Raw genomic sequence first — 26,886 nt, 5'->3', positions numbered from 1 at the left:
TGGTGTTCCTTTTAAACAGCCGCCGCGGTGGCGTTTTTGATTAAATCCAGCACTTCCTGCTCGCTACGGCAGGCGCGTAAACGGTCGAAATTGGCTTCATCGTCAAACAGGTTAACGATCTGCATGATGCCCACCTCCTGGTGAGTGGTGGCATCAACCGCCGCCATGGTGATCAGAATGTCGACCGGGTCGTTATCTTCGTGGTTGAAAATCAGCGGTTTCTTTAGCGTGACCAGCGCAAAGCCGGTTTTTTTGACGCCCTCTTCCGGCCGCCCGTGCGGCATGGCTAATCCCGGAGCGATCACAAAATAGGGGCCGTGCTGCGCGACGCCGTCGAGGATTGCCTGGTAGTAACGCGGTTCCACTACGTCGGCGGCCACCAGCAGATCGACGCCGATTTTCACCGCCTCCTGCCAGGTTTCCGCTTCCGCCTGCAGGCGAATGGAGTGATTCTGCGCCAGTGATTCATGGAGTTTCATAGCCGCTCCTTATTTCACGTCCTGCGGGAAGTGAGCTTTAATCACCTCCAGCAGCTTTGGCCCGAAATCCGCGGGGGAAAGCATATTACGCACCCCCACCACGTGTTTATTGCCGGAGACGGTAATCTCCCCCGCGATATGGGTTGAAGCAATGATGATATCCGCGCCGTTTAGTTCGCTTTTGTATTCACCCACCGCGCAGCTGTTCACCGTGTGGTCGATATTGGATTGCGTCAGGAACTGATCCACTTTCATTTTCATGATCATAGAACTGCCTTGCCCGTTACCACACACAGCCAGAATACGTACGGTCATAATCAGAACTCCTTATTGGGCAGAGGCCTCTGCCAGTTGTTTTTCCGCGTCTTCCTCGGCACGCAGCGCGCGGCCGGCGAAGAACATATAAGCCAGTGCAATCAGGATGATGACGGCCATAAACGCCAGCCCGATGGAGGCGAAGCCCTGCATCATCGGCGGCGCCAGAATCGACCAGTCCGCCATCCCCATCCAGGCGCTCATACCGGTGAGCTTCACCGCCCATACGCAGCCGAAGATTTCAATCATGCCCATCACCAGGCAGATCTTGAGCGCCGCGCGCCAACCGCCGAAATGGTTGGCAAAAACGCCAATCGTCGCGTTGGAGAAGAACATCGGGATAAAACCTGGAATAATCAGAATTGAAGAGCCGATGCCGACCAGAATGCCGACGGCAATCAGCTGGCCAATGGTGCCCCACATAAAGCCCCACACCACCGCATTCGGCGCAAAGCTGTAGATCGCGGCGCAGTCAATCGCCAGCACCGCGCCGGGGATCAGGCGTTGCGAGATGCCGTTGAAGGCTTCGGACAGTTCGGCGACGAACATCCGCACGCCCTGGGTAATGATGAAAATGGCCACCGCGAAGGAGAAACCGGTCTGCAGGATATAGACCGTCCAGTGGGTTTTGCCCGCCATCGCCTGCACCACATCAATACCGAAGGAAAGCAGGATCGCGCCAAAGAAAATGGTCATCACAATCGCGGTAGAGACGATGTTGTCGTGGAAGATATTCAGCCAGCCGGGCAGCTTGAGGTCTTCGACGCTCTCCTCTTTTTTCCCCAGATACGGCGCCACTTTGTAAGCAATCCACGAGGCAAACTGCTGCTGGTGACCGATGGAAAAACCGCAGCCGTCGGTGACCAGTTGGGTAGGCTTGAACATCATGTTGGAGGTGATCCCCCAGTACAGAGAGACCAGTACCGCGGTGCAGATAATGGTCGTCCACATCCCGTAACCAAAGATGAAGAACGAGACCGCAATCAGCCCCGCCTGCTGAAACATGATATGGCCAGTCAGCATGATGGTGCGGATACCGGTAATGCGGCGCAGCAGGACGTAACAGATGTTCAGCGCCAGTGCCAGGAGCACCGCATACCCTACCCAGCTGTAGGCCTCGCCCATCCGGTCGATGGTCGCCATCATCGAGGCGTAAGTATCGGAAATCGCGCCATTGATGCCATAGACCTCTGACATTTTCGCCACCACCGGCTTAAAGGTGCTGGTGAGGATGCCGGAACCGGCTTGTAACAGCATGAAACCAATGATGGTTTTGATCGTACCTTTGATAATCACGCTGACGCTTTTACGCAACAGGATATAGCCAAGGCAGGTCACGATACCCAGCAGCAGCGGGGCATTGGTCATGACCTGATTAAAGAAGACGGTAAAGATGTTGTAGAGGATCTCCATAACACACTCCAGAAGAGGAAGGCTTTGAACGCGCATGTCGCTCAGCAGTTGTCGTCGCCCTCACTCTAATAATCAAAAATAATCACAACAAGATTGAATTTGATTAAATGTGACGTACGCCGCAATAATCCTCACTTTCACTCTGGTCATTACCAATTATGTACGTAGACACATAAATAAACATTTTAAATCATATAGATAAAACATCACCTAACGTCAATTTGAGCGGATAGAGCCCGGAAATTATGCGCGACGCCTCGCAAAAATGCAGGAAAACAAGATTGCAATCTTGAAAACACAGTGACAACATAAATCAAAACCAATCAAACACTGATTACTTTTGAAAATGCATGAGGAAGACCGCGATGAGTAAAGTCCAAACCATCACCCGAGAATCATGGATCCTGAACACCTTTCCGGAATGGGGTAGCTGGCTGAATGAAGAGATTGAACAAGAGCAGGTTGCGCCAGGCACCTTCGCCATGTGGTGGCTGGGCTGTACCGGCATCTGGTTAAAATCCGAGGGTGGGGCTAACGTCTGCGTCGATTTCTGGTGCGGCACCGGTAAACAGAGCCACGGCAATCCGCTGATGAAAACCGGCCATCAAATGCAGCGGATGGCGGGGGTGAAGAAACTGCAGCCAAACCTGCGCACCACCCCGTTCGTGCTCGATCCATTCGCCATTCGCCAGATTGACGCCGTACTGGCGACCCATGATCATAACGATCATATTGACGTCAACGTCGCCGCCGCCGTGATGCAGAACTGCCCGGCCGATGTGCCCTTTATTGGGCCGAAAACCTGCGTCGACCTGTGGATCGGCTGGGGCGTACCGAAAGCGCGCTGTATAGTCATGAAGCCCGGTGATGTGGTGAAGATCAAAGACATTGAGATCCACGCGCTCGACGCGTTCGATCGCACGGCGCTGATCACCCTCCCGGCGGATCAAAAAGCCGCCGGCGTGCTGCCGGACGGCATGGACCAGCGCGCAGTCAACTATCTGTTTAAAACACCGGGCGGCAATCTCTACCACAGCGGCGATTCCCACTACTCCAACTACTACGCGAAACACGGCAACGAGCATCAAATTGACGTCGCCCTCGGCTCGTATGGCGAGAACCCGCGCGGCATCACCGACAAAATGACCAGCGCCGATATCCTGCGTATGGCGGAGTCGCTCAACGCCAAAGTGGTGATCCCGTTCCACCATGATATCTGGTCAAACTTTCAGGCCGATCCGCAGGAGATCCGCGTCCTGTGGGAGATGAAAAAGGATCGTCTGAAGTACGGCTTCAAGCCGTTTATCTGGCAGGTCGGCGGCAAATTTACCTGGCCGCTGGATAAAGACAATTTCGAATATCACTACCCGCGCGGCTTCGATGACTGCTTCACCATTGAGCCGGACCTGCCGTTCAAATCCTTCCTGTAAGCCGCCTCCGGCAGGCACTGCCTGCCGGAAATACCCCGTCTCAGGGTTAGTATTTTCACATGATTTCAAATATCATCTTTGCCGTTCACTTTTAATCGGATTCGCTCATGACGGAAGCGCAAAGGCACCAAATTCTGCTGGATCTGCTCGCCCAAACGGGGTTTGTTACCGTAGAGCAGGTGATGTCGCGGCTCGGGATCTCACCCGCAACCGCCCGACGTGATATCAACAAGCTGGATGAAAGCGGCAAACTGAAAAAGGTTCGCAATGGCGCGGAAGCCATTAGTGAGCAGCGCCCCCGCTGGACGCCGATGAATATCCATCAGGCGCAAAACCTGGATGAAAAAGTGCGTATCGCACGCGCCGCTTCGCAGCTGATCGCGCCGGGGGAAAGTATCGTCATTAACTGCGGCTCCACCGCCTTTCTGCTGGGGCGGGAACTGTGCGGTAAACCGGTGCAGATCATCACCAACTATCTGCCGCTGGCTAATTACCTGATCGACCAGGAGCACGACAGCGTGATTATCATGGGTGGACAGTACAACCGCAGCCACGCCATCACGCTCAGCCCCCACGGTAGCGAAAACAGCCTGTATGCCGGACACTGGATGTTCACCAGCGGCAAAGGACTCACCGCCGAAGGGCTCTACAAAACCGATATGCTGACCGCCATGGCCGAGCAGAAAATGCTCAACGTGGTCGGCAAACTGGCGGTGCTGGTCGACAGCAGCAAGGTCGGCGAGCGCGCCGGGATGTTATTCAGCCAGGCCGGGCAAATTGACGTGGTGATCACCGGGAAACAAGCTGATGCCGCAATCCTCAAACAGCTCGAGGATCAGGGCGTCAGCGTGATCCGCGTTTAAAGATGCTGGCGGAAAAAGGCGACCGTCGCAGCCAGCGCCTCTGGCGTAATGCGATGGCGGACGCCCTTTTGCCAGACGCAGGTCAGCCTGGCGGCAAGATCGCCTTGCCGGAGCGCCTGCTCGAGACGGAAGGTCTCTTCCGGCGGCACCACATCGTCAGCGTCCCCATGCCAGAGCAACAGCGGCCGCCGGGCAAGGGACGCCAGCTGATGGCTGACATCCCATTCGCGGAGACTGTCAGCATCAAAGCCAGGCGAGGGAAACAGGGTTTGCGACAGCGAACGAAAATAGCCCGACCCCATCAGACAAGCGACGCAGTTCAGTTCGGGATGGTGCGTCATGATGCCCAGCGCCGTCATCCCTCCCATCGAGGCGCCAGCCACCGCCAGCCGCTCTCCCTCCAGCCATCCCTCGGCGATAATCGCCTCGCGCAGCGCGGGAAACTCCCTGAAATTCTGCTGCAGGATCGGCCAGAAGCGCTGCATCCGCCCGGCCTCGTCGCCCTGATAACGCGCCCCATGCTCCGGCGCATCCGGCATGATCACCCGGAAGCCCGCCTCGGCCAACGCCACCGCAAAGTAGCTGTAGACCAGCTTCGAGGAGGTAAAGCCATGATAAAAGACGATACAGGGCAAGGGTTTATCCAGACTCTCCTGCGGGCAGGCATGCAAAATTTCACCGCCGCCGAGGTTGCGCATTTCTAGTGCAATCATTTATCGTCTCCCTTCTCTATCGTGGTAAGGCGTCATGGGAAAATTCATTCACCGGGCAACCCAGTTTGCTACGATTCATAATGTTGAGAACCCGGTTACGCTTTCACAACATTTTCATTCGAAAATCGCGTCAGAGATAACAGTTCGGGAACATTCCCCGGCAATCCTGTTAAGGCTACCACTACACTATCACTATCAGGAAACGAGATATGGTTATGCGCAGGTTTTCACCGTGGTTACTGGCTATCGTCCTCAGCGGGTGTAGTGCCCTGCAGGGAACGCCGGAAGCCCCGCCGCCCGCCACCGACCATCCGCAGGAGATCCAGCGTAACCAGACGGCTGGCCTGCAGAAAATGGCCACGGTGAGTGTGCTGATGTACGGTTCGCCGATGGATGTCGAAGCGGCGCTGAAGGCCAAAGCAGAAGCGGCCAAAGCCGATTACTACGTCATCATCATGATCGATGACACCATGGTACCCGGCCAGTGGTATTCGCAGGCGATCCTCTATCGTCGATGACGAGGCGGCGTCTTTAAATCTGCTTTACACAGCTTTGCGTCCATTCACGTTCTCCTGTGCATAATAACGTTCGGCCAGCCACCTGGCAGGACGTTAGCAACGGACTGCCCTTGGGACTACGTGAAATGGAGCTGACGATGAAACGATCTTTTACCCTACCCAGCCTGCTGTTTACCGCTGCGACGGCCAATACGTCCGCGCAGTCAGCCGAATTCGCCAGCGCGGATTGCGTCACTGGCCTGAATGAAATCGGTCTGATCTCCGTCACTAATCTTTCCGGCAGCCAACAGGATGTGGAGCACGCCATTGCCCGCAAAGCGGACGAGCAAGGCGCCTCCTGGTATCGCATTATTCAGATGTACGAAGAACAACAGCCGGACAGCTGGCGCGTACAGGCCATTCTCTACGCCTGAGGCGCCTGGCGCCCGCGCCCCATGGCCCGCAGCAGCAGGTCGTCGAGGGTCGGCGCATCAAGACGCATGCCGCCGCGGGTGTCGAGCATCATCCGACACCAGGCTTCAGCCAGCGGCGGCGAAGCGTGGCGCAGCATCTGCGCCCCCGCGCCAAGACGATAGACCAGCCGGGCAATCTCTCTCCCCTGCTCTTCGGCGGGCCGTCTCAGCAGCTGCTGCAGTTGACGCCACGCGCGGTCGAGATGGCGATTCTGTCCTTTCACCTCCGCGCACTCTGCCGCCAGCAGCTCCATCGCCGCCGGCTGCTTGCTGAGCACCCGCATGACATCGAGACACATAATGTTGCCGGAACCTTCCCAGATGCTGTTGACCGGCATCTCACGGTAGAGGCGCGGGAGTTCGCTCTCCTCGCAATAGCCGATGCCGCCGAGCACTTCCATCGCCTCGGCGACAAACGGGATGCCGGCCTTACAGATGGCAAATTTGGCCGCCGGCGTAAACAGGCGCGCCCAGGCGCTTTCCCGGGCATCCTCCCGACGGTCCCAGGCGCGAGCCAGGCGAAACAGAAACGCGGTTTGCCCCTCCAGACGCAGCGCCATTTGCCCCAGCAGCTGGCGCATCATCGGCTGATCGACCAGGTTTTTGCCAAACGCCTGACGCTGTAGCGCGTGATACAGCGCCACCGAGAAGGCGCGACGCATCAGGGCATGGCTGCCCAGCGCGCAGTCAAAGCGGGTCAGGCCGCCCATCCTGAGGATCTGCCGCACGCCGTCGCCCTCTTCGCCCACCAGCCAGCCGCAGGCATCATAAAACTCCACTTCACTGCTGGCGTTGGAGCGGTTGCCAAGCTTCTCTTTTAAGCGTTCAAGACGCACGCCGTTGCGCTGCCCGTCGGGCAGCAGACGCGGCACAAAGAAGCACGACAGTCCCGCGGGGGCCTGGGCCAGCACCAGGTGGGCATCGCTCTGCGGCACTGAGAAGAACCACTTGTGTCCCACCAGCCGGTAAAACCCTTCCGCCGTTTTCTCCGCGCGGGTGGTATTGCTCAGCACATCGGAGCCCCCTTGCTTCTCGGTCATCCCCATGCCGATCAGCAGGCCGCGCTTCTGGCCGCCAGGCGCGAGGTGGGGATCGTAACGGTCGCTCAGCAGCGGCGACAGCCAGTCGCGAAAGGGCGCGGGCAGGGCGTGCTGCAGCAGGGGCGTCGCGGCGAAGGTCATGGTAATCGGGCACAACGTCCCGGCCTCCACCTGGGCATGAAGCAGAAAGCGGGCGGCACGCGCCACAAACGCGCTTTCGCGGGCATCCTCCTGCCAGGCGAGGTTATGCACCCGGTTCGCGCACAGCCCCTGCATCAGCAGGTGCCAGGCGGGATGGAAGCGTACGTCGTCCAGCCGGGCGCCAGTGGCGTCATAGCGCAGCAGCTCCGGTGGGTTACTGTTGGCCAGGCGTCCCAGCTCCAGCGATTCGGCGGTCCCCAGCTGCTGGCCAATGCTGGCGAGCAGATCGCCATCCCAGCCGGCGCCTTCGCGGACCACCGCTTCACGCAAGGCGGTATCGGACAGGAAAAGATTGCTGTTATTCAGCGGAGTCGGTTGATTAAAAACGGTGTGCGTTTGCCAGTGCATCGTGTCTCCCTCCATCAATGGCGATAGCCATAAGTATGGTTTTCCAGGGGGATTCTCGCCCGCGAAAGCGGTCACAAAAAAGCCATCCCGGAGGATGGCTTTTTTGGATTCGTCGACGGTTCAGCTTAGCTGCGCTGGCGCACCGCTTCAAACAGGCAGATGCCGGTGGCCACCGAGACGTTCAGCGAGGAGACGCTACCCGCCATCGGGATGCTGATCAGCTCATCGCAGTGCTCGCGGGTCAGACGACGCATACCTTCACCTTCAGCGCCCATCACCAGCGCCATCGGGCCGGTCATTTTGCTCTGGAACAGCGTATGGTCGGCTTCGCCAGCGGTCCCGACGATCCAGACGTTCGCTTCCTGCAGCAGACGCATGGTACGCGCCAGGTTGGTCACGCGGATCAGCGGGACGTTCTCCGCCGCGCCGCAGGCCACTTTCTTCGCCGTCGCATTCAGCTGAGCGGAACGATCTTTTGGCACGATCACCGCATGCACACCAGCGGCATCAGCGCTACGCAGGCAGGCGCCGAGGTTGTGCGGATCGGTTACGCCGTCGAGGATCAGCAGGAACGGCTGATCGTGCTGCGCCAGCAGATCCGGCAGATCGTTCTCCTGATACTGACGTCCTGGCTTCACGCGGGCAATGATCCCCTGATGCACCGCGCCTTCGCTCTTCTCATCGAGGAACTGGCGGTTGGCCACCTGAATCACCACGCCCTGCGCTTCCAGGGCATGGATCAGCGGCAGCAGGCGCTTATCCTCACGGCCTTTCAGAATATAAACTTCCTGAAAACGCTCAGGTGCGCGTTCCAGCAGTGCCTGCACCGCATGGATGCCGTAAATCATTTCACTCATTGATGTACTCGTTTTAGGTTCTGTTATCCGTCCCCTTCACCCCGTTCTGCGCCAGCAGACTGCTGGGGTGAAGGGACGTCAATCACTCGGCGATTTTCTTCTTTGCCGCGCGCTTGGCTTTGGTCGCGGCGGCGATTTTCTGTGTTTTCGCCGACGGTTTTTTCGCTTTCTTCTCGCCTTTGGGCTTCGCTTTAGCCTGGTCTTTTTCTTTGCGGAACGCGCTATCCGGCTCGAAGTTCACCTGTTTACCCACCTGGCGGCGACGGCCACCCGGTTTGCCAGAGGTGCTCTTTTTCGCTTTCTCACGGGCGGTTTTGCCAACATTACGCGGCGCACGCTCGCTGGAAATCAGGCTGAAATCAATCTTACGCTCATCCATGTTGACGGCTTCCACGCGGACTTCCACGCGGTCGCCCAGACGATAAGTCTGGCCGCCGGACTCGCCGATCAGCCGCTGGCCAACCTGGTCAAAACGGTAATAGTCGTTATCCAGGGAGGAGACATGCACCAGACCATCGATAAACAGATCGTTCAGGCGGACAAAGAAGCCAAAGCCGGTCACGCTGGCGATGACACCGGAGAAGGTGTTGCCCACCTGATCCTGCATGAAGTCGCACTTCAGCCAGTCGGACACTTCACGCGTCGCTTCGTCGGCGCGGCGCTCGGTCATCGAACAGTGCTGGCCCAGCTGGAGCATCTCTTCCATGCTGTAGTGCCAGCCGCCGGTCTCGGTGCTATTCCCTTTATGTCCCTGCTCTTTTGCCAGCAGATACTTGATGGCGCGGTGTAGCGACAGATCCGGGTAGCGGCGAATCGGCGAGGTGAAGTGGGCGTATGACTGCAGCGCCAGGCCAAAGTGGCCACGGTTTTCCGGATCGTAGACCGCCTGCTTCATGGAGCGCAGGAGCATCGTTTGCAGCATTTCGGCATCCGGACGATCGGCAATGGAGGTCAACAGTTCGGCGTAATCGCGCGGCTCCGGCTTGTTGCCGCCCGGCAGCTCCAGTCCCAGCTCAGCCAGCACGGTACGGAACGAGGTAATCGCTTCGGTGCTTGGCTTATCGTGGATACGGAACAGTGCCGGCTCCTGCGCTTTCTCAACGAAACGCGCGGCGGAGATGTTCGCCAGGATCATACACTCTTCAATCAGCTTATGCGCATCGTTACGCTGAGTCTGTTCGATACGCTCAATACGGCGTTCGGCATTGAAGATGAATTTAGCTTCTTCACTTTCAAATGAGATACCGCCGCGCTCTTCGCGGGCGCTCTCCAGCACTTTGTAGAGGTTATGCAGCTCTTCAATATGCTTCACCAGCGGCGCGTAGTGTTCGCGCAGCTCCTGATCGCCCTGCAGCATATGCCACACTTTGGTGTAGGTCAGGCGAGCATGTGAACTCATCACCGCTTCATAGAACTTAAAGCCGGTCAGGCGGCCTTTTGACGAAATCGTCATCTCGCACACCATACACAGGCGATCGACCTGCGGGTTCAGCGAGCACAGGCCGTTCGACAGCACTTCCGGCAGCATCGGTACCACCTGCGACGGGAAGTAGACCGACGTCCCGCGGCTACGCGCTTCGCCGTCCAGCGGCGTACCAGGGCGCACATAGTAGCTCACGTCGGCGATAGCCACCCACAGACGCCAGCCGCCGCCGCGTTTCTTCTCGCAGTACACCGCGTCATCGAAGTCGCGGGCATCTTCGCCATCAATAGTGACCAGCGGCAGAGAGCGCAGATCGACGCGTCCGGCTTTCGCCTCTTCCGGCACCTGCTCTTTGAGGCCGGAAACTTGTTTTTCCACCGCCGGCGGCCAGACGTAAGGAATTTCATGGGTACGCAGCGCCATATCGACGGCCATGCCGGTGCCCATGTTGTCGCCCAGCACTTCGACGATTTTCCCGACCGCTTTGGTGCGGCGGGTTGGGCGCTGGGTCAGTTCGACCACCACCACGTAGCCCATCCGCGCGCCCATAATATCTTCAGGCGGGATCAGGATATCGAAGCTCAGGCGACTGTCGTCCGGGACGACGAAGCCGACACCAGCGTCGGTGAAGTAGCGGCCAACAATCTGGCTGGTTTTCGGTACCAGCACACGAACGATGCGCGCCTCGCGGCGGCCCTTACGGTCCGCACCCAGCGGCTGGGCCAGCACCTGGTCACCGTGAATACAGGTTTTCATCTGCTCTGACGACAGATACAGATCGTCCTTGCGCCCTTCAACGCGCAGGAATCCATAGCCATCACGGTGGCCAATAACGGTACCTTTGAGGAGATCAAGACGCTCCGGCAGCGCATAGCACTGGCGGCGTGTGAAGACCAGCTGACCGTCGCGCTCCATCGCGCGCAGGCGGCGGCGCAGCGCTTCTATTTGTTCTTCGCCCTCAATATTCAACTCGATGGCCAGCTCATCGCGGCTGGCAGGCTTTTCCCGTTTGGTTAAATGTTCGAGGATAAATTCCCGGCTCGGGATGGGATTCGCGTACTTCTCAGCTTCGCGTTCCTGGAATGGATCTTGTGACATATCGGTTCCTCCGTTGTCATCTCCGGCAGAGTGGCGTCACTCCACCAGTAATAATTTATAAAGCGGTTGATTCTTCTCAACCAAATCAGCCAGCGTATAGTTATCCAGCTCCTTGAGAAAACTCTGCGCGGCTTCAGCTAGCGCCTGTTTCAGACGACAGGCTGGTGTAATGTGGCAAAATTCGCTGCTGCAGTTGACCAGCGATAAGGGTTCAAGGTCGCGCACCACGTCGCCCACGCGGATCTGCCCTGCTGGTTTACCGAGGCGAATGCCCCCATTCTTCCCCCGCACGGCAGTCACGTAGCCCATGCGGCTTAACTGATTGATTATTTTAACCATATGATTACGGGAGACGCCATAGACCTCGGTCACTTCCGAGATGCTGGTCATGCGTCCTTCCGGCAGCGACGCCATATAAATCAGCGCGCGTAATCCGTAATCGGTGAAACTCGTTAACTGCACATAAACCTCAGGGAAAAGAAAACAGGGTATGTCGAGCGACATCATTATTATTGATGATAAACCAGCCAGCGCTCAGGCCGCTAATTTATTTGAAATGGGGCGGGCGAACAGCAAAAACAAGGGCGCCCGAACGGCGCCCCTTGAGAGTGATTACGCGTCGAACGGGTCGCGCAGAATCATGGTCTCGGTACGGTCTGGACCAGTAGAGATGATATCCACCGGCACGCCGGTCAGCTCTTCAATACGAGCGATGTAGTTCAGCGCTGCCTGCGGCAGACCGCTGCGCTCTTTCACGCCAAAGGTGGTTTCGGACCAGCCCGGCATGGTTTCGTAGATAGGCTCGATACCTTCCCAGTTGTCGGCAGCCAGCGGAGTGGTGGTCACTTCACGGCCGTCCGGCATACGGTAGCCGACGCAGATTTTCACTTCTTTCAGGCCGTCGAGGACGTCCAGTTTAGTCAGGCAGAAGCCAGACAGGGAGTTAATCTGCACCGCGCGGCGTACTGCAACCGCGTCCAGCCAGCCGGTACGACGACGACGACCGGTGGTGGCGCCGAATTCGTTACCCTGCTTGCAGAGGAACTCGCCAGTTTCATCAAACAGCTCGGTCGGGAACGGACCCGCGCCTACGCGAGTCGAGTAAGCTTTGATGATACCCAGTACGTAATCCACATAACGCGGACCCAGGCCAGAACCGGTCGCCACGCCACCCGCGGTGGTGTTGGAGGAAGTTACGTACGGATAGGTACCGTGGTCGATATCCAGCAGGGTACCCTGCGCGCCTTCGAACATCACGAAGTCGCCGCGCTTACGCGCCTGATCCAGCAGATCGGAAACATCAACGACCATGCCGGTGAGGATGTCGGCAATCGCCATGACATCGTCCAGCACTTTCTGGTAGTCAACCGCTTCTGCTTTGTAGAAGTTCACCAACTGGAAGTTGTGATATTCCATCACTTCTTTCAGTTTGTCAGCGAAGGTGGCTTTATCAAACAGGTCGCCAACGCGCAGACCGCGACGAGCAACTTTATCTTCGTAAGCCGGGCCGATACCGCGACCGGTCGTACCGATAGCTTTCGCACCGCGTGCTTTCTCACGTGCGACGTCCAGCGCCACGTGATAGTCGAGGATAAGCGGGCAGGCTTCGGACAGCAGCAGACGCTCACGAACAGGGATACCACGGTCTTCCAGACCTTTCATCTCTTTCATCAGCGCAGCCGGAGACAGCACAACACCGTTACCGATGATGCTGGTTACATTCTCACGGAGAATACCTGATGGAATAAGATGGAGGACGGTTTTTTCACCGTTGATTACGAGAGTATGGCCTGCGTTATGGCCACCCTGGTAGCGCACAACATATTTAGCCCGTTCTGTCAGGAGATCGACGATCTTCCCTTTACCTTCGTCACCCCATTGGGTGCCCAGTACGACGACGTTGTTACCCATTTTTCAAAATCACCGTTTGCTTAAAAATGGATTCTACCATCGCTTTTTCAGAGTTACAGCACTTTTTGCATCCAAAATAAGGCAAATCCGACCACTTTTTGATCAGCCAATCGATTTCCTCAACATGTAGTAGATCACAATCCCTGCAACCACAAGTCCGCCGCCAAAGCGGCGCAATAAATTATCCGGTAACTGGCTCAGGCTGGCGACCATTTTGCGCCAGGCGCGAGGATAGAGCAGCGGGCCGAGCCCTTCGAGTACTAAAACCAGCGCCAGCGCCAGCCAAATGGTGGAGTTCATTATCAACCCTAATTGAAAAGTATTATCGTCGCCCTCGCGGGCGTCATCGGCCAGCATGGTGAATTCATTCACTCATTTCATATTGTCCCGTATTTCATCTTCATTATGAACTGGCAAGGTGAAACAAAATTCACAACTAATTGTATTGCTGCATATTTTTTAAATTGTAACTATGCCGTCGCGTACTACAACCCGGTACGTCTACATAATCAGGAAGATTATCATGAGAGAATTAACCGCGTTTGAAATCGAAAATGTGAGCGGCGCAGGCTGGTTACAGGATGGCCTGGCTTCCTTAGGCAGCAAGGTCGGCGCCGCCGCATGGACGATGGGTACCGATGCCCTGAGCATCAACCTGCCGCTGATTGGCACCCTCAATCTGGCCGACCTGGCGCCAGACCTGGGCAAAACCCTGGGCGAAAGCGTTGGGTCGACTATCGGTGGCACCATCGAAAGTGCGCTGGCTAGCCTGCCGGTGATCGGTGGCCTGCTGAACAAACTGCTCGGCAACTAATTCACGCCCCCGCAGTATGAAAAAAGGCGCCTGAAACAGGCGCCTTTTCGCGTTAGCACTTCAGGCTTACACCCTCTGCGGCTTATTTACGCGCCGAATCCGGTGAACGCATATAGCGGAAGAAATCACTGTCCGGGCTCAGGACCATCACATCCTGGTTGCTCTGGAAGCTCTTCTCATAGGCACGCAGGCTACGGATAAAGGAGTAGAAGCCTGGATCCTGGCTGAACGCGTCGGCAAACAGTTTTGCCGATTCCGCATCGCCTTCACCACGCAGGATACGACCCTGGCGCTCGGCTTCCGCCAGCGTCTTGGTGACTTCGTAGTCTGCGGTCGCGCGCAGTTTCTCAGCTTCTTCCTGACCCTGTGAACGGTGGCGACGAGCAACCGCTTCACGCTCCGCGCGCATACGGTTATAAATCGCTTCCGACACTTCTGCCGGCAGGTTGATCTGTTTGATACGCACGTCGACAACTTCGATACCCAGCGCCGCCATACTGTTCGGGTTGATCACCTGCACTTTGCCGTTGGTTTCCGCTTCCACCCGCTCAGCGGCTTTGGCGATAGCGTCATCAGCCGCCGGGGTGCTGACCTCGTCTTCCGTGCCAGCAGAACCCGAGTTCAGCGCATCGCGCACTTCCAGCGTCAGGCGGCCACGGGAGTCGGTGACGATGTCTTTCACATCCAGACGACCAATTTCAGAACGCAGACGGTCAGAGAATTTACGCTTCAGCAGCACCTCGGCCTGGGAGACGTCGCCGCCGCCGGTTGCCAGGTAGTAACGGCTGAAGTCACTGATGCGCCACTTGATATAGGAGTCGACGATCAGGTCTTTTTTCTCTTTGGTCACAAAACGGTCAGCCTGGTTGTCCATGGTCTGGATACGCGCATCCAGCATCTTCACCGATTCGATAAACGGGATCTTGAAGTGCAGGCCCGGCGCATACACCAGCGGCTTGTTTTCGTCGTCGCGCAGAACTTTACCGAAACGCAGCGTAATCCCGCGCTCGCCTTCCTTTACGACAAAGACTGACATGTAGAGCACTACCAGCACGATGACAATGATCGCGATAACAGATTTACGCATCGTTATTCCCCCTGACGCTGGTAGTCGTTACGCTGCGCGTTAGCGCGGCGTTGGTCCATAATGCTACCCCCGGTTGAGCTCGAGGTTGATGAGGTGCTGGCGCTGCCTGTGCTGGATGCAGGTGGCAGACGCAGCAGATCGCTGGCGTCACTGCTATCGCTCTTTGCTGCCGGCGCGGCGGCGCCTTTCAGCATCTGGTCAAGCGGCAGAACCATCAGATTGCCGTTTTTGCTGTCATTGACCAGCACTTTACGGGTGTGGCTCAGCACTTTTTCCATGGTTTCGATATACAGACGCTCGCGGGTAATTTCCGGCGCGGCTTTGTATTCCGGCAGGAGCTTAGCAAAGCGAGCCACTTCACCCTGGGCTTCCAGGACGGTCTGGGTCTTGTAGGCACGCGCCTCTTCAAGGATACGCTGCGCCTGGCCATTCGCCCGCGGCTGTACTTCGTTGGTATAAGCTTCCGCTTCACGGATATACTGCTGCTCGTTCTCACGCGCGGCAATGGCATCGTCAAACGCCGCCTTCACCTCTTCCGGCGGACGTGCCGTCTGGAAGTTGACGTCCAGCAGGGTGATCCCCATGTTGTACGGGCGGATAGTCTCTTCCAGCTCGCGCTGGGTATCGCTACGGATCACAGTACGACCTTCGGTCAGAATGCGATCCATAGTGTATTTGCCGATCACGCCGCGCAGCGCGCTGTCAGTCGCCTGACGCAGACTGTCATCCGCGCTGGTAACGCTAAACAGATAGCGTTCCGGATCGGTGACGCGGTACTGCACGTTCATCTCAACGCGCACGACGTTTTCGTCAGAGGTCAGCATGACGCCGGAAGCGGCCAGTTCACGTACCGACTCCACGTTCACCGCCTGAACGTTATCGATAAAGGTCGGTTTCCAGTTCAGGCCTGGCTCAACCAGATGGCTGAACTTACCAAAACGGGTCACGACGCCGCGTTCGGCTTCTTTAATGGTATAAAAACCGCTGGCCGCCCAGATAATCACTGCCGCCGCGGCAACGATGCCGACAATACGCCCGCCCATCGGTCCGCGAGGGGTCTGCGCGTTATTACCACCGCCCAGTCCGCCCTTGCCGCCGCCGAGCCCGCCAAGTTTTTTACTTAACTTGCGGAAGATATCATCCAGATCCGGCGGCCCCTGCTCGCGACCACCTTTGTTGCCATTTCCCTCAGAGTTGCCGCCAGGTTTGCTGCTCCCCCACGGGTCGCGGTCCTGTCCGTTATTACCGGGCTGATTCCACGCCATGTATATGCTCCATATTTGTTTTTGATATCCCCACAGGGGTCAATATCTTCAGGCAAGCTGCAAGGTTAAACCACATAGTCAACAAGCGTTGGCTCTTGCTTACAGAGGCGCCGCCAGTCAACGATCGGCATGCGCACCTGCAGACTCACGCTGCCGTCATCCTCCATCCACTCTTTTTCTATCGCCTGAAGCTGATAGAAACGGCTTCTCAGTCGCCCTTCTTTCGGCGGTAAGCGCAGCGTATGCTGGGCCACTTCACCGGAAAGACGTTCCGTTAATGCCTGAAAAAGCAGTGGTACGCCAACCCCGGTCTGGGCTGAAAGCCAGACCCGAATCGGTTTATTTTCATCGTCGCGATCGATGCGCGGTTCAAAATCGTCAAGCATGTCGATTTTGTTCATCACCATCAGCGCTGGGATCTCATCGGCTTCAATCTCAGCGAGAACCGTATTTACCGCATCAATGTTTTCCTGCACACGGACATCCGCCGCGTCAATCACATGCAGCAGCAGCGTCGCCTGACGCGTCTCCTGCAACGTCGCTTTAAACGCGGCTACCAGATCGTGCGGCAGATGGCGAATAAAGCCGACGGTATCGGCCAGTACCGTTTCGCCGACGTCAGGGACGTCAATGCGGCGCAGCGTCGGGTCCAGGGTGGCGAACAGCTGGTTCGCGGCATAGACCTCGGCAGCGGTGATCTGGTTAAAGAGCGTTGATTTTCCGGCGTTGGTGTAGCCCACCAGCGACACGGTTGGAATATCGGCTTTCGCGCGCGACCGCCGCCCCTGCTCACGCTGTTTCTCAACTTTTTCCAGTCGCGACAGGATCTGCATGATGCGGTTACGCAATAAACGACGGTCGGTTTCGAGCTGGGTTTCACCCGGGCCACGCAAACCAATCCCGCCTTTCTGTCTTTCAAGGTGGGTCCAGCCGCGGACGAGGCGGGTTGCCATATGGCGCAACTGCGCCAGCTCAACCTGCAGTTTCCCTTCATGGGTGCGCGCGCGCTGGGCGAAAATATCTAAAATAAGACCGGTGCGATCGATAACCCGGCATTCGCACAGACGTTCCAGGTTGCGTTCTTGCGCCGGACTCAGGGCATGATCGAAGAGCACGACCGACGCGCCGGTCGCTTTAACGGCTTCCGCAATTTCGACTGCCTTACCTTCACCAACAAAATACTTCGGGTGCGGTGCTTTACGGCTACCGGTAATCACCTGCATTGCTTCGACACCGGCGGAAGAGGCCAGAGTTTCAAACTCCTGGAGATCTTCCATATCTTTGTCTTGCGAAAAATAGATGTGTACCAGTACCGCCTGCTCACCGGCGTCATAACGGTCAAACAAGCGTAAACCCCTTATAAAATACCAGCGGGGAACACAGAAAACCTGGCTCCCCGGCGTGGAAAAACAGCACTGGCCTTATTCGGCGTCGTCGCTGTCTTGTTGCGGCGCAGAAGAGCCCTGCGCGCTACCACCGTGGTGATAGTTACTGGAACCGCCGCCAGCATTATTGCTGTGGTGAGACACCGGGCGAGACGGGACAACAGTAGAAATTGCGTGCTTATAGACCATCTGGCTGACCGTGTTCTTCAACAGGATCACGAACTGATCGAAAGACTCAATTTGCCCTTGCAGCTTGATACCATTCACCAAATAAATAGAAACCGGAACGCGTTCCCGACGCAAAGCGTTCAGGAACGGATCTTGTAAAGATTGCCCCTTAGCCATTCTCTCTTTTCCTTATATGTATGCTTGTTTTGTACTCAGAACCTTACGATTCTTAAAAAAAATTACGCACGATACCGTTCAATTGTACACGTTCAGTTCTGGCTCGCACCAACAACCTGTAATACTTTGTTGAGCGCTTGTTCAGGTTGTTCACTGTCTAACCAGTGCACACCTTCCCAACCGCGCAGCCAGGTGACCTGACGTTTGGCTAACTGTCTCGTGGCGCAAACACCTCGATAAACCATCTCATCATAAGGGATCTCGCCATTGAGGTATGACCACATCTGGCGGTATCCAACACAACGGATGGAAGGCATGTCCGTATGCAAATCTCCGCGGGCAAAAAGCGCCCGTACTTCTGCTTCAAAACCTGAAGCTAACATCTGATGAAAACGCTGTTCTATGCGTTGATGGAGCAGTTCACGGCTCGCCGGGGCGATGGCGAACTGATGCACCTGATATGGCAGAGCGTCTCCTGACGTTTGCGTCAGTTCCGTTAAAGTTTTACCCGAAATGAAAAAAACTTCCAGTGCCCGGGAAAGCCTTTGCGGATCATTTGGATGAATACGCGCAGCAGCCACGGGATCAATTTCCTGTAATTGCTGATGTAACGCGTTCCACCCCTGCTCTGCGGCCTGCTGCTCAATCCGCGCTCTGACCTCTGGGTCAGCCGACGGTAAGGGCGACAATCCTTCCAGCAACGCTTTGAAATACAACATCGTTCCGCCGACTAACAGCGGAATACGCCCGGCGGCGACAATATCGGCCATCGCCGCCAGCGCGTCGCGGCGAAAATCAGCCGCGGAATAGGCTTCTGCGGGATCCAAAATATCCAGCAGCCGGTGCGGCGCAGCGCTAAGCTCCGCGGCATCCGGTTTGGCAGTGCCAATATCCATTCCCCGATAAATGAGGGCGGAATCAACACTAATCAACTCTACTGGCAAAACTTTACGTAAGGCTATCGCCAGCGCGGTTTTACCTGAGGCCGTCGGGCCCATTAAAAAAATTGCCTTGGGCAGGCTCGCCTCGGTTACATCATTCATCTTTCAGGGCATTCATCGCCGAATGGAGATCTACAGGTTGTAACAGGCCACCCGGCGGCGTTTTCACCAGCTGCGGGCAAAGACGTTCGACGTCCGCCAGCAGCGCAATCGCCTGCGCCATATTCCATGACGCCTGTTCGCTCGTCAGATTACGCGCCATCCATTGGGCGATGTTGCCGACGTCGAATGCGTTTTGCTGCGCCAGGTAGCCTATCAGTTCAGGAATCAAGATTTGTAAATTTTGTTGTCTTAAGGGTAAAGGGACCGCGCGCACCGTCACGTGCAGGGCATCGGTATGAAGCTCGATCCCCAACTGCGCCAGCGCCGACTGCGCAGCGGCCAGCGCCCGCTTCTCCCCTTCCGTGACTTTTAACCGCAACGGGATCAGCAGCGGCTGGGCACATACCGCTTCCGTACCCGGCGTCAACTGCGCCTGGCGCAGCCAGCGCTCGGCAACGGTCAACGACAGCAGCGCCAGACTGCCCTCGCGCTCCAGCAGCGCGCAATCGCCGCCGACAATCGTCAGCACTCTGCCAAAACTCTGACTGTGACCAGCCAGTTCCGCCGGGGCGGCGGACGGCTGCGCGGGTCGCGGAGCGGCGGGCGTGTCGAGCAACTGACGATAAAGCGCGCCCTGCTGCTTCTGGTAACCGGGCTGCGCATGCGGCCAGCTCGCGCCGCCAGAACTGCCGCCGGAGGCAGCCGGCTCACGCGACGATGTGATGCTGAATCGGGTTGCCGGTTCACGCGCTTCCGACGGCCGAGCAAACTGGTTGCCGCCTGCGGCGATGCGGTTCTCCGGCATCTGGCGCGGCGTCGGCGGGTCGTCTTTTTCCGCCAGCGGCGCATCAAGCTGCTGCTGCAGCACGCTCAGTACGCCCTGGTAGATAAAGTCATGCACCAGGCGAGACTGATGGAAACGCACCTCATGCTTGGCCGGATGGACGTTCACATCCACCTGATGGGGATCGATCTCCAGATACAGCACAAACGCCGGCTGCTGATCGGCGCCCAGCTTGTCTTCACAGGCCTGGCGGATAGCATGATTGATCAGCCGGTCGCGCATCATCCGGCCGTTGACGTAACAGTACTGAATTTCCGCCAGCGCCGGGGTGGTATGGAGCGGATCGGCAACCCAGCCGCGCAGGGTCAGATCGCCATGCTGCCACTCGATCGCCAGCGCATGTTCGAGAAAAGCGGCGCCGCAAATGGTTCCCAGCCGCCGCTCCCGCTGGCCATCCTGCGCCACTGCCCGATACTGTCGTATCACCTTACCGTTATGGTTGAGGTTAATGGTGACGTCGAAGCGCGCCAGCGCAATGCGGCGCACCACCTCGTCAATGTGGCCGAACTCGGTTTTTTCGGTGCGCATAAATTTGCGCCGCGCCGGCGTGTTGTAGAACAGATCGAGGACTTCCAGGGTGGTGCCAACCGGGTGCGCCGCCGGCTTCACCGTTACCGCCTGATCGCGGCCTTCGGCATAAGCCTGCCAGGCTTCCTGCTGCTCCGCCGTGCGCGAAGTCAGCGTTAAGCGCGCCACCGAACTGATACTGGCCAGCGCTTCGCCGCGAAAGCCGAGGCTGATAATCGCCTCCAGATCGTCAAGCGAGGCGATCTTACTGGTCGCATGACGAGCCAGGGCCAACGCCAGCTCGTCTTTTTTGATGCCGCTGCCGTTATCGCGGATGCGAATGAGCTTCGCGCCGCCGCGTTCTATATCAATGTCAATCCGCGTAGCGCCAGCATCAAGACTGTTCTCAACCAGCTCTTTCACCACCGACGCGGGCCGCTCCACCACTTCGCCGGCGGCAATCTGGTTGGCGAGCTGCGGCGGCAGAACCTGAATCGGCATCCCCTGCTCCTTAGTTAATCAACATCCCGCCTGGCGCTGCGGCGCTGGCGGTCTGCGCCGCCTCGCCGCGAGGCGCCGACTGCAGCGGATGCTGCATAAAGTAGTTGCGCAGGCCGTTATAAATCGCCTCCGCAATCTGCTCCTGGTAATCATCGCTCCCCAGCAGCCGCTCTTCACCGTTGTTACTGATAAAGCCCGTTTCCACAAGGATCGACGGGATATCCGGCGAGCGCAATACACCGAGGCTGGCATGCTCCGGGCGGCGTTTGTGCAGGTTGCCAATGCGCTGCAGCTGGCTCAGCACGTTGGTCGCCACATCGTAGCCGACGCGCTGGGAATGACCGAACTGCAGATCCAGCACCGCCTGGCTCAGGTAGGGGTCGGCCTGGCTGTTCGCCAGCACGTCGCCTGCCCCGCCGAGCAGTTCAGACTGCTTCTCATGCTGCTCGAGCCAACCGGCCATTTCGCTGTTGGCGCGACGGTTCGAGAGCACCCACACCGAGGCGCCGGTCGCATCGCGGTTTGGCGCGGCATCAGCATGGATAGAGACGAGGAAGTTGGCGTTTTGCTTACGCGCCACGTCAGAGCGGCCCATCACCGAAATAAAGTAATCTCCGTCGCGGGTCAGCACCGGCTTAAACTGCGGATCGGCGTTCAGTAACGCCCGCAGCTTGCGCGCGATAGCGATAGTGACGTTCTTCTCTTTGGTGCCATTCGGACCAATCGCGCCAGGATCCTGACCGCCGTGTCCGGCATCGATGGCGATAATCACCTTATCATCCGCCGACACCGTACGGGCCGCCGGGCGAGTCACGGTCTGATTGTTGGTCATCGCCGGCTGGGAGGAGGTCATCGCCGTCTGCCGTTCATGACCCGACGAGCTGAACGGGTTACGCCCTGACGTCGCCGTCCGGGAAGGCATCACCGGCGGCGGGTCAGCCCGTTTCACCACCACAGGCGGCGGTGGCGGTGGCGGCGGTGCGTCGGCGTTGATGGTAAAGACCACCGTGTAATTCGCCCCGTTCTGCTGCTTCACCGCTCGCGTTTTACCATCTTCCGTCAGATCCACCAGCAGACGCAGCGTCTGCGTATCCTGCGGCGTACCGGCGCGAATACTCTTCACCAGGTTGCTGCCGCTAAACTGCAGCGGTAGTCCCTGCAATACGCCGGTCTGCTTGATATCCAGCGCGACCAGACGTTTACCCTGTGGGGTAAAGGAGTACTCCGGCTCACCGACAAAGCTTAGGGTAATACGGGCCTGCTGGTCTCCGTTAGAGACCTGGATATCGGATAAACTCGCCGCAGTGGCGTGAAGACTCGACAGCATTAGCGCAGCGGCAAGCCAGGTGGTTATGCGATACTTCATCCCGTCATCCTTCAGGCTAAATGGCTAAACGCGCCAGTAAAGACTCACCCCGTGAGGAGATCGCGGTAATACGCGCCTCACGCCCTTGTGCCTGGTAATCAAGGTGAATTTCAACATCCGGGTCAGGCAGGACACCTGCGCCTTGCTGCGGCCATTCCACCAGGCAGATGGCATCGTCGGCAAAATAATCACGGATCCCCATAAATTCGAGTTCCTCAGGATCCGCCAGTCGGTAGAGATCGAAGTGATATACCATCAGATTCTCGAGGGTATACGGCTCCACCAGGGTATAGGTTGGGCTTTTGACATTGCCGCGGTGACCGAGCGCCTGCAAAAAGCCGCGGCTGAAGGTCGTTTTCCCCGCGCCTAAATCACCATACAGATAAATCACGGTGGCGCCGGTACAGGCCTGCGCGATGCGGTCGCCAAGGGCCAGCGTGGCCTGCTCATCGGGTAAAGGAATCACTCGGTTAATCATGGTCTACGTCAATCACATCCGGGTTAACAACACGCCTGAGCGTGGAAAAGAGATCGGTCGCCAGCATACCGCGGGTGCCCTCGCGAGCGGCCACCCGGTCGGCGGCATCGCCATGAGCGACGCCCCCGGCACAGGCTGCATCATACGGCGTCAGGTGCTGTCCTAACAATGCGGCAATAATGCCGGTAAGCACATCGCCCATCCCGCCGCTGGCCATCCCGGCATTGCCGGCATCGATAATGCCCATCGCCCCGCTTTCACTGGCCACCACCGTGCCTGCGCCTTTCAGCACAACCACGCCACCATACCGTTTTACCAGACGCTGCGCAGAAAGTAAGCGATCGCTTTCAATTTCTGCCACGCTAACGTTCAGCAGACGGGCCGCTTCGCCGGGGTGCGGCGTTAACACGCGATTGTGACGTTTATCGGGATTGAATGCCAGCAGGTTCAGCGCGTCGGCGTCCCAGACCATCGGTTTGTTAAAACTTTCCACCGTGCGCAGGGCGCTGCGCCCCCATTCGCGCTGCCCCAGACCCGGGCCAATCGCCACCACATCAGCCCATTCCAGCGCGGCTTTCAGGGTCTGGGGCGTCAGTTCATCTACCATTAATTCCGGCCGCACGGTGACAATGGGCGCCACGTTCTCCGGGTGAGTAAGCACTCGCACCAGCCCTGCACCGCTGCGTAGGGCCGCTTCACCGCACATACGGATAGCGCCTGCCGTGCCGCGATCGCCGCCGACAATCACCAGCTTGCCGTGATCGCCCTTATGGGAGGTGGCCCGCCGCGGCGGCAGCCAGTCGGCGAGGTGGGCGGCGCAAAACCGCGTCAGGGGAGTACTTTGCCCGGCGAGCCAGCGCTCGAGCCCAAGGGCATGATGATGGAGATGCCCGACGACATCCCGCGCCTTGCCGGTCAGCAGCCCGGGTTTGAGGGCGATAAAGGTCAGGGTGTGGTCGGCCTGAACCACTGCACCTGGCGTCGCGCCGGTCTGCGCATTCAGGCCGGAAGGGATATCCAGCGCCACCACCGGCGCCGGGTGGTGGTTCGCCTGGTGGATGAGCGCCGCGACGGGATCGCGCGGCGCACTGTGCAGACCGGTGCCGAGCAGGCCATCAATAATCAGTGAGATATCGTCGGGCCACGGGATAGTCGCCGCATGGATCACGCCGCCGGCGTTAAGCCACGCCTCCCGCGCCGCCTGCGCCTCTTCCGGCAGCGGGCTGTCACTCTCTACCGCCAGCAGCGTCACCCGCCGCCCCGCGGCCTGTGCCAGACGCGCGACAACATATCCGTCGCCGCCGTTGTTGCCATGTCCGCAGAGGATCAGCCAGTGCGCGCTGGCGGGATAAGCGCGGCTGGCCAGCTGAAAGGCCGCCTCGCCCGCGCGCTGCATCAGTTCGAACAGCGTCAGCCCCAGGCTGTCCGCCGCCTCTCGTTCGGCCAGGCGCAGCGCCTCCGCAGGCCAAATGTTGTATGGTATACTGTCAGGGTTTTTCGTCATTGTATGGTCCATCATGTCACAGCCCCTCGATCTCGTTCAGTTAGCGCAACAAATCAAACAGTGGGGCACAGAGCTCGGGTTCCAGCAGGTGGGTATCGCCGATACCGACCTCAGCGCCAGTGAACCCAAACTGCAGGCATGGCTGGATAAACAATACCACGGCGAAATGGAGTGGATGGCCCGTCACGGTATGATGCGCGCCCGTCCCCACGAACTGCTGCCCGGTACGTTACGCGTTATCAGCGTGCGGATGAACTATCTGCCCGCCAACGCCGCCTTTGCCCGCACCCTGAAAGATCCCGCACTGGGTTACGTCAGCCGTTATGCCCTCGGGCGTGATTATCATAAGCTGCTACGTAATCGCCTGAAAAAACTGGGGGAGAAGATTCAGGAACAGTGTGCTTCGCTCAATTTTAGACCTTTTGTCGATTCCGCGCCTATCCTGGAGCGGCCAATCGCAGAAAAAGCGGGCCTTGGCTGGACAGGTAAGCACTCACTTATCTTAAGCCGCGACGCGGGATCATTCTTTTTCCTCGGCGAACTGCTGATCGATCTGCCTCTACCGGTCGACAGCCCGGTTGCGGAGGAGTGCGGACGCTGCGTCGCCTGCATGACCATCTGCCCCACCGGCGCCATCGTTGAGCCCTACACCGTCGACGCCCGGCGCTGCATCTCCTATCTCACCATCGAGCTGGAAGGCGCTATCCCGGAGGAGTTCCGTCCGCTTATCGGCAACCGTATTTACGGTTGTGATGATTGTCAGTTGATCTGTCCGTGGAACCGTTTCTCACAGCTCACCGATGAAGAGGATTTCAGTCCACGCAAAGCGTTGCATGCGCCACCGCTGGTGGAGCTGTTCGCCTGGAGCGAAGCGTGGTTTCTGAAGGTAACCGAAGGGTCGGCGATTCGTCGCATTGGCCACCTGCGCTGGCTGCGCAATATCGCCGTCGCGCTGGGCAATGCGCCCTGGGATGAAGCCCATCTTCGCGCGCTGGAGAGTCGCCGGGGTGAGCACCCGCTTCTCGACGAGCACATCGAATGGGCTATCGCTGAGCAAATAAACAAGCGGAACGCCGACGCCGTCGAAGTACAACTGCCGAAAAAATTACGTCTGGTCAGGGTAGTAGAGAAAGGCTTGCCGCGCGACGCCTGATTCATTCACAGGCTGTGAATAAAATCTAAAACACATTGCGTTTCAAGGCGCAGACCGAGGTCAAGTGATCGGATTAACATTTCGAAATGAAATTTAATTGTTAAATTTCAATGATATATAAAGATACTATTTACAAAGCGAAGCATTTACGCCGTCAAAGACGGAACGACAACCTGTGGATAACTCTGTTCACAGTATTTCTGGATATCAAATGAAAATCATCCTCGGCGCTGGATTGCACTGTGGATAAATAAGAGATGGAAGAAAATTTGGAGCGGGAAACGAGACTCGAACTCGCGACCCCGACCTTGGCAAGGTCGTGCTCTACCAACTGAGCTATTCCCGCTTAATCATCGTCATTCAAGCTACCGTGTAGCAACCTGAATACTGCGACTGGTGTGGTATGTCTTTCAAATTTTGGAGCGGGAAACGAGACTCGAACTCGCGACCCCGACCTTGGCAAGGTCGTGCTCTACCAACTGAGCTATTCCCGCGTTACTGCTTTTTTTGCCATATTTTGATGGCGTCGTAATTTGCATTTCTGCGTCGTTACGGGAGGCGCATTATACGAGAATTCGATGCCCCTGCAACCCCCTGACGATCACTTTTTTGCGTTTTTTGTTTAAATGGACATTTTCTCGCCACCTACGCCGCTGAATTGTATAAATAAGCGTCATAACGGGCAAAATTGCTTTTTCCGCCCGGCTGAATGACGCAAAATCGCTCGCATCATAGTGCGGTGGCGCGACGTATAACGTGGCCACCACGACGCCAAACAGGGAATTAGCATGAGAAAAGTCCTCACCGTCCTGCTGCTGAGCACGCTGGCCATCGGAACCGCGTCAGCCGAGACGCTCCATTTTGGCACTACCACGGCCAATCCGCCGTTTGTCACCGCCAACGGCAAAAATCAGCCCGTCGGCTTCGATATCGATCTCGCTCACGCCCTGTGCCAGCAGATGCAGGCGCAGTGCCAGTTTACGGCGCAGCGTTTCGATACCCTGATCCCGGCATTGCGCTTTAAGAAGTTTGATGCGGTGATAGCCGGTATGGAAGTGATCCCAATGCGCGAGAAGCAGGTCGCCTTTAGCCGCCCCTATCGCCAGGCCCTCTCCGGGGTGGTGATCGTCAATAAAGATGTCGCCCATACCTTTGCCGATCTGAAAGCCAAAAAAATCGGCGTGGTGAAAGGCACGCTGCACCAGCACTATCTGCGCGATAAGCAGAAGGCCGTGCAGGCGATCCCTTACGACGACGTCGCCAGCGCTTTAGCCGCGCTGAAAGCCGGCGAAATAACCGGCGTCATGAGCGACTTCGCCACCCTTGACGCCTGGCAACAAGAGAACCCTGACTACGCCATCATGGATGAGCGGGCCACCGACCCGGCTTATTACGGTAAGCAGTATGCGATTGCGGTGCGCAAAGACGATCCGGAGTTGCTGAATGCCATCAACGATGCCCTGACCGCGGTCATGGCGACGCCTGACTTCCAGCAGATGCAGCAAAAGTGGTTTAAATAATCAGAAAGATGTA

The 26,886-nt window shown here is 57.6% G+C and carries 26 protein-coding genes and 2 tRNA genes; 7 read left to right on the top strand and 21 right to left on the bottom strand.

What is annotated here, in order from left to right; genetic code table 11:
• Positions 1-11 precede the first annotated feature (11 nt).
• From ulaC to ulaA, 3 genes are read right to left on the bottom strand one after another with little or no spacing between them, the layout of a single operon-like run.
• Positions 12-479: a PTS ascorbate transporter subunit IIA gene (ulaC, locus tag N438_RS22900; RefSeq protein WP_002885683.1), complete on the bottom strand. Its 468-nt coding sequence runs from the start codon at positions 477-479 to the stop codon at positions 12-14.
• Positions 480-488: 9 nt separating this feature from the next.
• The gene (ulaB, locus tag N438_RS22895) at positions 489-794 is read right to left on the bottom strand and encodes a PTS ascorbate transporter subunit IIB (protein WP_002885682.1); all 306 of its coding nucleotides are present in this window, start codon (positions 792-794) and stop codon (positions 489-491) included.
• Positions 795-806: 12 nt separating this feature from the next.
• Positions 807-2,207 carry a PTS ascorbate transporter subunit IIC gene (gene ulaA, locus N438_RS22890; protein ID WP_046622924.1) on the bottom strand — a complete coding sequence of 467 codons (1,401 nt, stop codon included), beginning with the start codon at positions 2,205-2,207 and terminating at the stop codon, positions 807-809.
• A gap of 365 nt (positions 2,208-2,572) precedes the next feature.
• Here ulaA and ulaG point away from each other — a divergent pair, with 365 nt between their 5' ends.
• Both ulaG and ulaR read left to right on the top strand, forming a co-directional pair.
• On the top strand, positions 2,573-3,637 hold the full coding sequence (gene ulaG / locus N438_RS22885; RefSeq protein ID WP_008807182.1) for an L-ascorbate 6-phosphate lactonase: 1,065 nt from the start codon (positions 2,573-2,575) through the stop codon (positions 3,635-3,637).
• Positions 3,638-3,744: 107 nt separating this feature from the next.
• The gene (gene ulaR, locus N438_RS22880) at positions 3,745-4,500 is read left to right on the top strand and encodes an HTH-type transcriptional regulator UlaR (RefSeq protein WP_008807183.1); all 756 of its coding nucleotides are present in this window, start codon (positions 3,745-3,747) and stop codon (positions 4,498-4,500) included.
• Here the strand turns inward: ulaR and yjfP are convergent.
• The gene (gene yjfP, locus N438_RS22875; protein WP_060876404.1) at positions 4,497-5,213 is read right to left on the bottom strand and encodes an esterase; all 717 of its coding nucleotides are present in this window, start codon (positions 5,211-5,213) and stop codon (positions 4,497-4,499) included. The genes ulaR and yjfP overlap by 4 nt on opposite strands.
• A gap of 209 nt (positions 5,214-5,422) precedes the next feature.
• Between yjfP and bsmA the strand changes: the two genes are divergently transcribed.
• Positions 5,423-5,731 (top strand): biofilm peroxide resistance protein BsmA, encoded by a 309-nt coding sequence (gene bsmA / locus N438_RS22870; protein WP_008807185.1) that lies wholly within the window; start codon positions 5,423-5,425, stop codon positions 5,729-5,731.
• A gap of 137 nt (positions 5,732-5,868) precedes the next feature.
• Positions 5,869-6,144: a DUF1471 family protease activator YjfN gene (gene yjfN, locus N438_RS22865; RefSeq protein ID WP_008807186.1), complete on the top strand. Its 276-nt coding sequence runs from the start codon at positions 5,869-5,871 to the stop codon at positions 6,142-6,144.
• On the opposite strand, the gene N438_RS22860 is transcribed toward yjfN, so the two are convergent.
• The 6 genes from N438_RS22860 to N438_RS22835 all read right to left on the bottom strand — a co-directional run bounded on the left by N438_RS22860 (position 6,135) and on the right by N438_RS22835 (position 13,361).
• Positions 6,135-7,772, bottom strand: a complete 1,638-nt coding sequence (locus N438_RS22860) for an isovaleryl-CoA dehydrogenase (RefSeq protein WP_016160152.1) — start codon at positions 7,770-7,772, stop codon at positions 6,135-6,137. The genes yjfN and N438_RS22860 overlap by 10 nt on opposite strands.
• Positions 7,773-7,897: 125 nt before the next feature.
• Positions 7,898-8,629, bottom strand: a complete 732-nt coding sequence (gene rlmB / locus N438_RS22855) for a 23S rRNA (guanosine(2251)-2'-O)-methyltransferase RlmB (RefSeq protein WP_008807188.1) — start codon at positions 8,627-8,629, stop codon at positions 7,898-7,900.
• Positions 8,630-8,711: 82 nt separating this feature from the next.
• Positions 8,712-11,150, bottom strand: coding sequence for a ribonuclease R (gene rnr / locus N438_RS22850; RefSeq protein ID WP_008807189.1), 2,439 nt, complete (start codon positions 11,148-11,150; stop codon positions 8,712-8,714).
• Between the two features lie 36 nt (positions 11,151-11,186).
• On the bottom strand, positions 11,187-11,612 hold the full coding sequence (gene nsrR / locus N438_RS22845; protein WP_002885667.1) for a nitric oxide-sensing transcriptional repressor NsrR: 426 nt from the start codon (positions 11,610-11,612) through the stop codon (positions 11,187-11,189).
• 150 nt (positions 11,613-11,762) lie between these two features.
• Positions 11,763-13,061, bottom strand: a complete 1,299-nt coding sequence (locus N438_RS22840) for an adenylosuccinate synthase (RefSeq protein WP_032734063.1) — start codon at positions 13,059-13,061, stop codon at positions 11,763-11,765.
• Between the two features lie 102 nt (positions 13,062-13,163).
• Entirely contained in the window at positions 13,164-13,361 is a 198-nt protein-coding gene (locus tag N438_RS22835) for a DUF2065 domain-containing protein (protein ID WP_002885664.1), read from the bottom strand.
• 223 nt (positions 13,362-13,584) lie between these two features.
• Between N438_RS22835 and N438_RS22825 the strand changes: the two genes are divergently transcribed.
• Positions 13,585-13,875 carry a hypothetical protein gene (locus tag N438_RS22825; protein ID WP_008807192.1) on the top strand — a complete coding sequence of 97 codons (291 nt, stop codon included), beginning with the start codon at positions 13,585-13,587 and terminating at the stop codon, positions 13,873-13,875.
• Between the two features lie 82 nt (positions 13,876-13,957).
• On the opposite strand, the gene hflC is transcribed toward N438_RS22825, so the two are convergent.
• The 9 genes from hflC to nnr all read right to left on the bottom strand — a co-directional run bounded on the left by hflC (position 13,958) and on the right by nnr (position 24,200).
• Positions 13,958-14,962: a protease modulator HflC gene (hflC, locus tag N438_RS22820; protein ID WP_002885662.1), complete on the bottom strand. Its 1,005-nt coding sequence runs from the start codon at positions 14,960-14,962 to the stop codon at positions 13,958-13,960.
• Positions 14,963-14,964: 2 nt separating this feature from the next.
• A complete protein-coding gene (hflK, locus tag N438_RS22815; protein ID WP_012543112.1) occupies positions 14,965-16,227 on the bottom strand; it encodes an FtsH protease activity modulator HflK in 1,263 nt (420 codons plus the stop codon).
• Between the two features lie 65 nt (positions 16,228-16,292).
• Positions 16,293-17,573 (bottom strand): ribosome rescue GTPase HflX, encoded by a 1,281-nt coding sequence (gene hflX / locus N438_RS22810; protein WP_008807194.1) that lies wholly within the window; start codon positions 17,571-17,573, stop codon positions 16,293-16,295.
• Positions 17,574-17,648: 75 nt separating this feature from the next.
• Positions 17,649-17,957 (bottom strand): RNA chaperone Hfq, encoded by a 309-nt coding sequence (hfq, locus tag N438_RS22805; protein WP_002885659.1) that lies wholly within the window; start codon positions 17,955-17,957, stop codon positions 17,649-17,651.
• 92 nt (positions 17,958-18,049) lie between these two features.
• Positions 18,050-19,000, bottom strand: coding sequence for a tRNA (adenosine(37)-N6)-dimethylallyltransferase MiaA (miaA, locus tag N438_RS22800; protein WP_002885652.1), 951 nt, complete (start codon positions 18,998-19,000; stop codon positions 18,050-18,052).
• On the bottom strand, positions 18,993-20,852 hold the full coding sequence (gene mutL, locus N438_RS22795) for a DNA mismatch repair endonuclease MutL (protein ID WP_022064853.1): 1,860 nt from the start codon (positions 20,850-20,852) through the stop codon (positions 18,993-18,995). The genes miaA and mutL overlap by 8 nt, the downstream gene beginning before the upstream one ends.
• Positions 20,853-20,862: 10 nt before the next feature.
• Positions 20,863-22,218: an N-acetylmuramoyl-L-alanine amidase AmiB gene (amiB, locus tag N438_RS22790; RefSeq protein WP_008807196.1), complete on the bottom strand. Its 1,356-nt coding sequence runs from the start codon at positions 22,216-22,218 to the stop codon at positions 20,863-20,865.
• Positions 22,219-22,234: 16 nt separating this feature from the next.
• On the bottom strand, positions 22,235-22,696 hold the full coding sequence (gene tsaE, locus N438_RS22785) for a tRNA (adenosine(37)-N6)-threonylcarbamoyltransferase complex ATPase subunit type 1 TsaE (RefSeq protein ID WP_012543113.1): 462 nt from the start codon (positions 22,694-22,696) through the stop codon (positions 22,235-22,237).
• Positions 22,689-24,200, bottom strand: coding sequence for a bifunctional ADP-dependent NAD(P)H-hydrate dehydratase/NAD(P)H-hydrate epimerase (gene nnr / locus N438_RS22780; RefSeq protein ID WP_165587090.1), 1,512 nt, complete (start codon positions 24,198-24,200; stop codon positions 22,689-22,691). Before nnr ends, tsaE begins: the two co-directional genes overlap by 8 nt.
• A gap of 13 nt (positions 24,201-24,213) precedes the next feature.
• On the opposite strand from nnr, the gene queG reads away from it, so the two are divergent.
• Positions 24,214-25,353, top strand: a complete 1,140-nt coding sequence (gene queG, locus N438_RS22775; RefSeq protein ID WP_012543115.1) for a tRNA epoxyqueuosine(34) reductase QueG — start codon at positions 24,214-24,216, stop codon at positions 25,351-25,353.
• Between the two features lie 270 nt (positions 25,354-25,623).
• On the opposite strand, the gene N438_RS22770 is transcribed toward queG, so the two are convergent.
• A tRNA-Gly gene (locus N438_RS22770) sits at positions 25,624-25,699 on the bottom strand.
• Between the two features lie 72 nt (positions 25,700-25,771).
• Positions 25,772-25,847: transfer RNA gene (locus N438_RS22765), tRNA-Gly, on the bottom strand.
• A 294-nt stretch (positions 25,848-26,141) separates the two neighbouring features.
• Here N438_RS22765 and N438_RS22755 point away from each other — a divergent pair.
• Entirely contained in the window at positions 26,142-26,873 is a 732-nt protein-coding gene (locus N438_RS22755) for a transporter substrate-binding domain-containing protein (RefSeq protein WP_016160145.1), read from the top strand.
• The last annotated feature ends 13 nt before the right edge of the window (positions 26,874-26,886 follow it).

The sequence above is a fragment of the Klebsiella sp. GL120222-02 genome (assembly GCF_003097195.1).
GTDB classification, from domain to species: domain Bacteria; phylum Pseudomonadota; class Gammaproteobacteria; order Enterobacterales; family Enterobacteriaceae; genus Klebsiella; species Klebsiella variicola.
Note: the sequence above shows the minus strand (reverse complement) of the source record. Positions and strands in the feature narration are given on the sequence as shown.

What these genes read in the sequence shown, in the direction of transcription:
- hflK (WP_012543112.1), bottom strand. Translation starts at nt 16,227, where the DNA reads ATGGCGTGGAATCAGCCCGGTAATAACGGACAGGACCGCGACCCGTGG.
- miaA (WP_002885652.1), bottom strand. Translation starts at nt 19,000, where the DNA reads ATGAATGATGTAACCGAGGCGAGCCTGCCCAAGGCAATTTTTTTAATG.
- hfq (WP_002885659.1), bottom strand. Translation starts at nt 17,957, where the DNA reads ATGGCTAAGGGGCAATCTTTACAAGATCCGTTCCTGAACGCTTTGCGT.
- ulaB (WP_002885682.1), bottom strand. Translation starts at nt 794, where the DNA reads ATGACCGTACGTATTCTGGCTGTGTGTGGTAACGGGCAAGGCAGTTCT.
- rnr (WP_008807189.1), bottom strand. Translation starts at nt 11,150, where the DNA reads ATGTCACAAGATCCATTCCAGGAACGCGAAGCTGAGAAGTACGCGAAT.
- hflC (WP_002885662.1), bottom strand. Translation starts at nt 14,962, where the DNA reads ATGCGTAAATCTGTTATCGCGATCATTGTCATCGTGCTGGTAGTGCTC.
- N438_RS22860 (WP_016160152.1), bottom strand. Translation starts at nt 7,772, where the DNA reads ATGCACTGGCAAACGCACACCGTTTTTAATCAACCGACTCCGCTGAAT.
- ulaA (WP_046622924.1), bottom strand. Translation starts at nt 2,207, where the DNA reads ATGGAGATCCTCTACAACATCTTTACCGTCTTCTTTAATCAGGTCATG.
- yjfP (WP_060876404.1), bottom strand. Translation starts at nt 5,213, where the DNA reads ATGATTGCACTAGAAATGCGCAACCTCGGCGGCGGTGAAATTTTGCAT.
- tsaE (WP_012543113.1), bottom strand. Translation starts at nt 22,696, where the DNA reads ATGATTAACCGAGTGATTCCTTTACCCGATGAGCAGGCCACGCTGGCC.
- N438_RS22755 (WP_016160145.1), top strand. Translation starts at nt 26,142, where the DNA reads ATGAGAAAAGTCCTCACCGTCCTGCTGCTGAGCACGCTGGCCATCGGA.
- ulaG (WP_008807182.1), top strand. Translation starts at nt 2,573, where the DNA reads ATGAGTAAAGTCCAAACCATCACCCGAGAATCATGGATCCTGAACACC.
- amiB (WP_008807196.1), bottom strand. Translation starts at nt 22,218, where the DNA reads ATGAAGTATCGCATAACCACCTGGCTTGCCGCTGCGCTAATGCTGTCG.
- yjfN (WP_008807186.1), top strand. Translation starts at nt 5,869, where the DNA reads ATGAAACGATCTTTTACCCTACCCAGCCTGCTGTTTACCGCTGCGACG.
- ulaR (WP_008807183.1), top strand. Translation starts at nt 3,745, where the DNA reads ATGACGGAAGCGCAAAGGCACCAAATTCTGCTGGATCTGCTCGCCCAA.
- bsmA (WP_008807185.1), top strand. Translation starts at nt 5,423, where the DNA reads ATGGTTATGCGCAGGTTTTCACCGTGGTTACTGGCTATCGTCCTCAGC.
- N438_RS22825 (WP_008807192.1), top strand. Translation starts at nt 13,585, where the DNA reads ATGAGAGAATTAACCGCGTTTGAAATCGAAAATGTGAGCGGCGCAGGC.
- N438_RS22835 (WP_002885664.1), bottom strand. Translation starts at nt 13,361, where the DNA reads ATGAACTCCACCATTTGGCTGGCGCTGGCGCTGGTTTTAGTACTCGAA.
- N438_RS22840 (WP_032734063.1), bottom strand. Translation starts at nt 13,061, where the DNA reads ATGGGTAACAACGTCGTCGTACTGGGCACCCAATGGGGTGACGAAGGT.
- mutL (WP_022064853.1), bottom strand. Translation starts at nt 20,852, where the DNA reads ATGCCGATTCAGGTTCTGCCGCCGCAGCTCGCCAACCAGATTGCCGCC.
- nnr (WP_165587090.1), bottom strand. Translation starts at nt 24,200, where the DNA reads ATGACGAAAAACCCTGACAGTATACCATACAACATTTGGCCTGCGGAG.
- ulaC (WP_002885683.1), bottom strand. Translation starts at nt 479, where the DNA reads ATGAAACTCCATGAATCACTGGCGCAGAATCACTCCATTCGCCTGCAG.
- queG (WP_012543115.1), top strand. Translation starts at nt 24,214, where the DNA reads ATGTCACAGCCCCTCGATCTCGTTCAGTTAGCGCAACAAATCAAACAG.
- rlmB (WP_008807188.1), bottom strand. Translation starts at nt 8,629, where the DNA reads ATGAGTGAAATGATTTACGGCATCCATGCGGTGCAGGCACTGCTGGAA.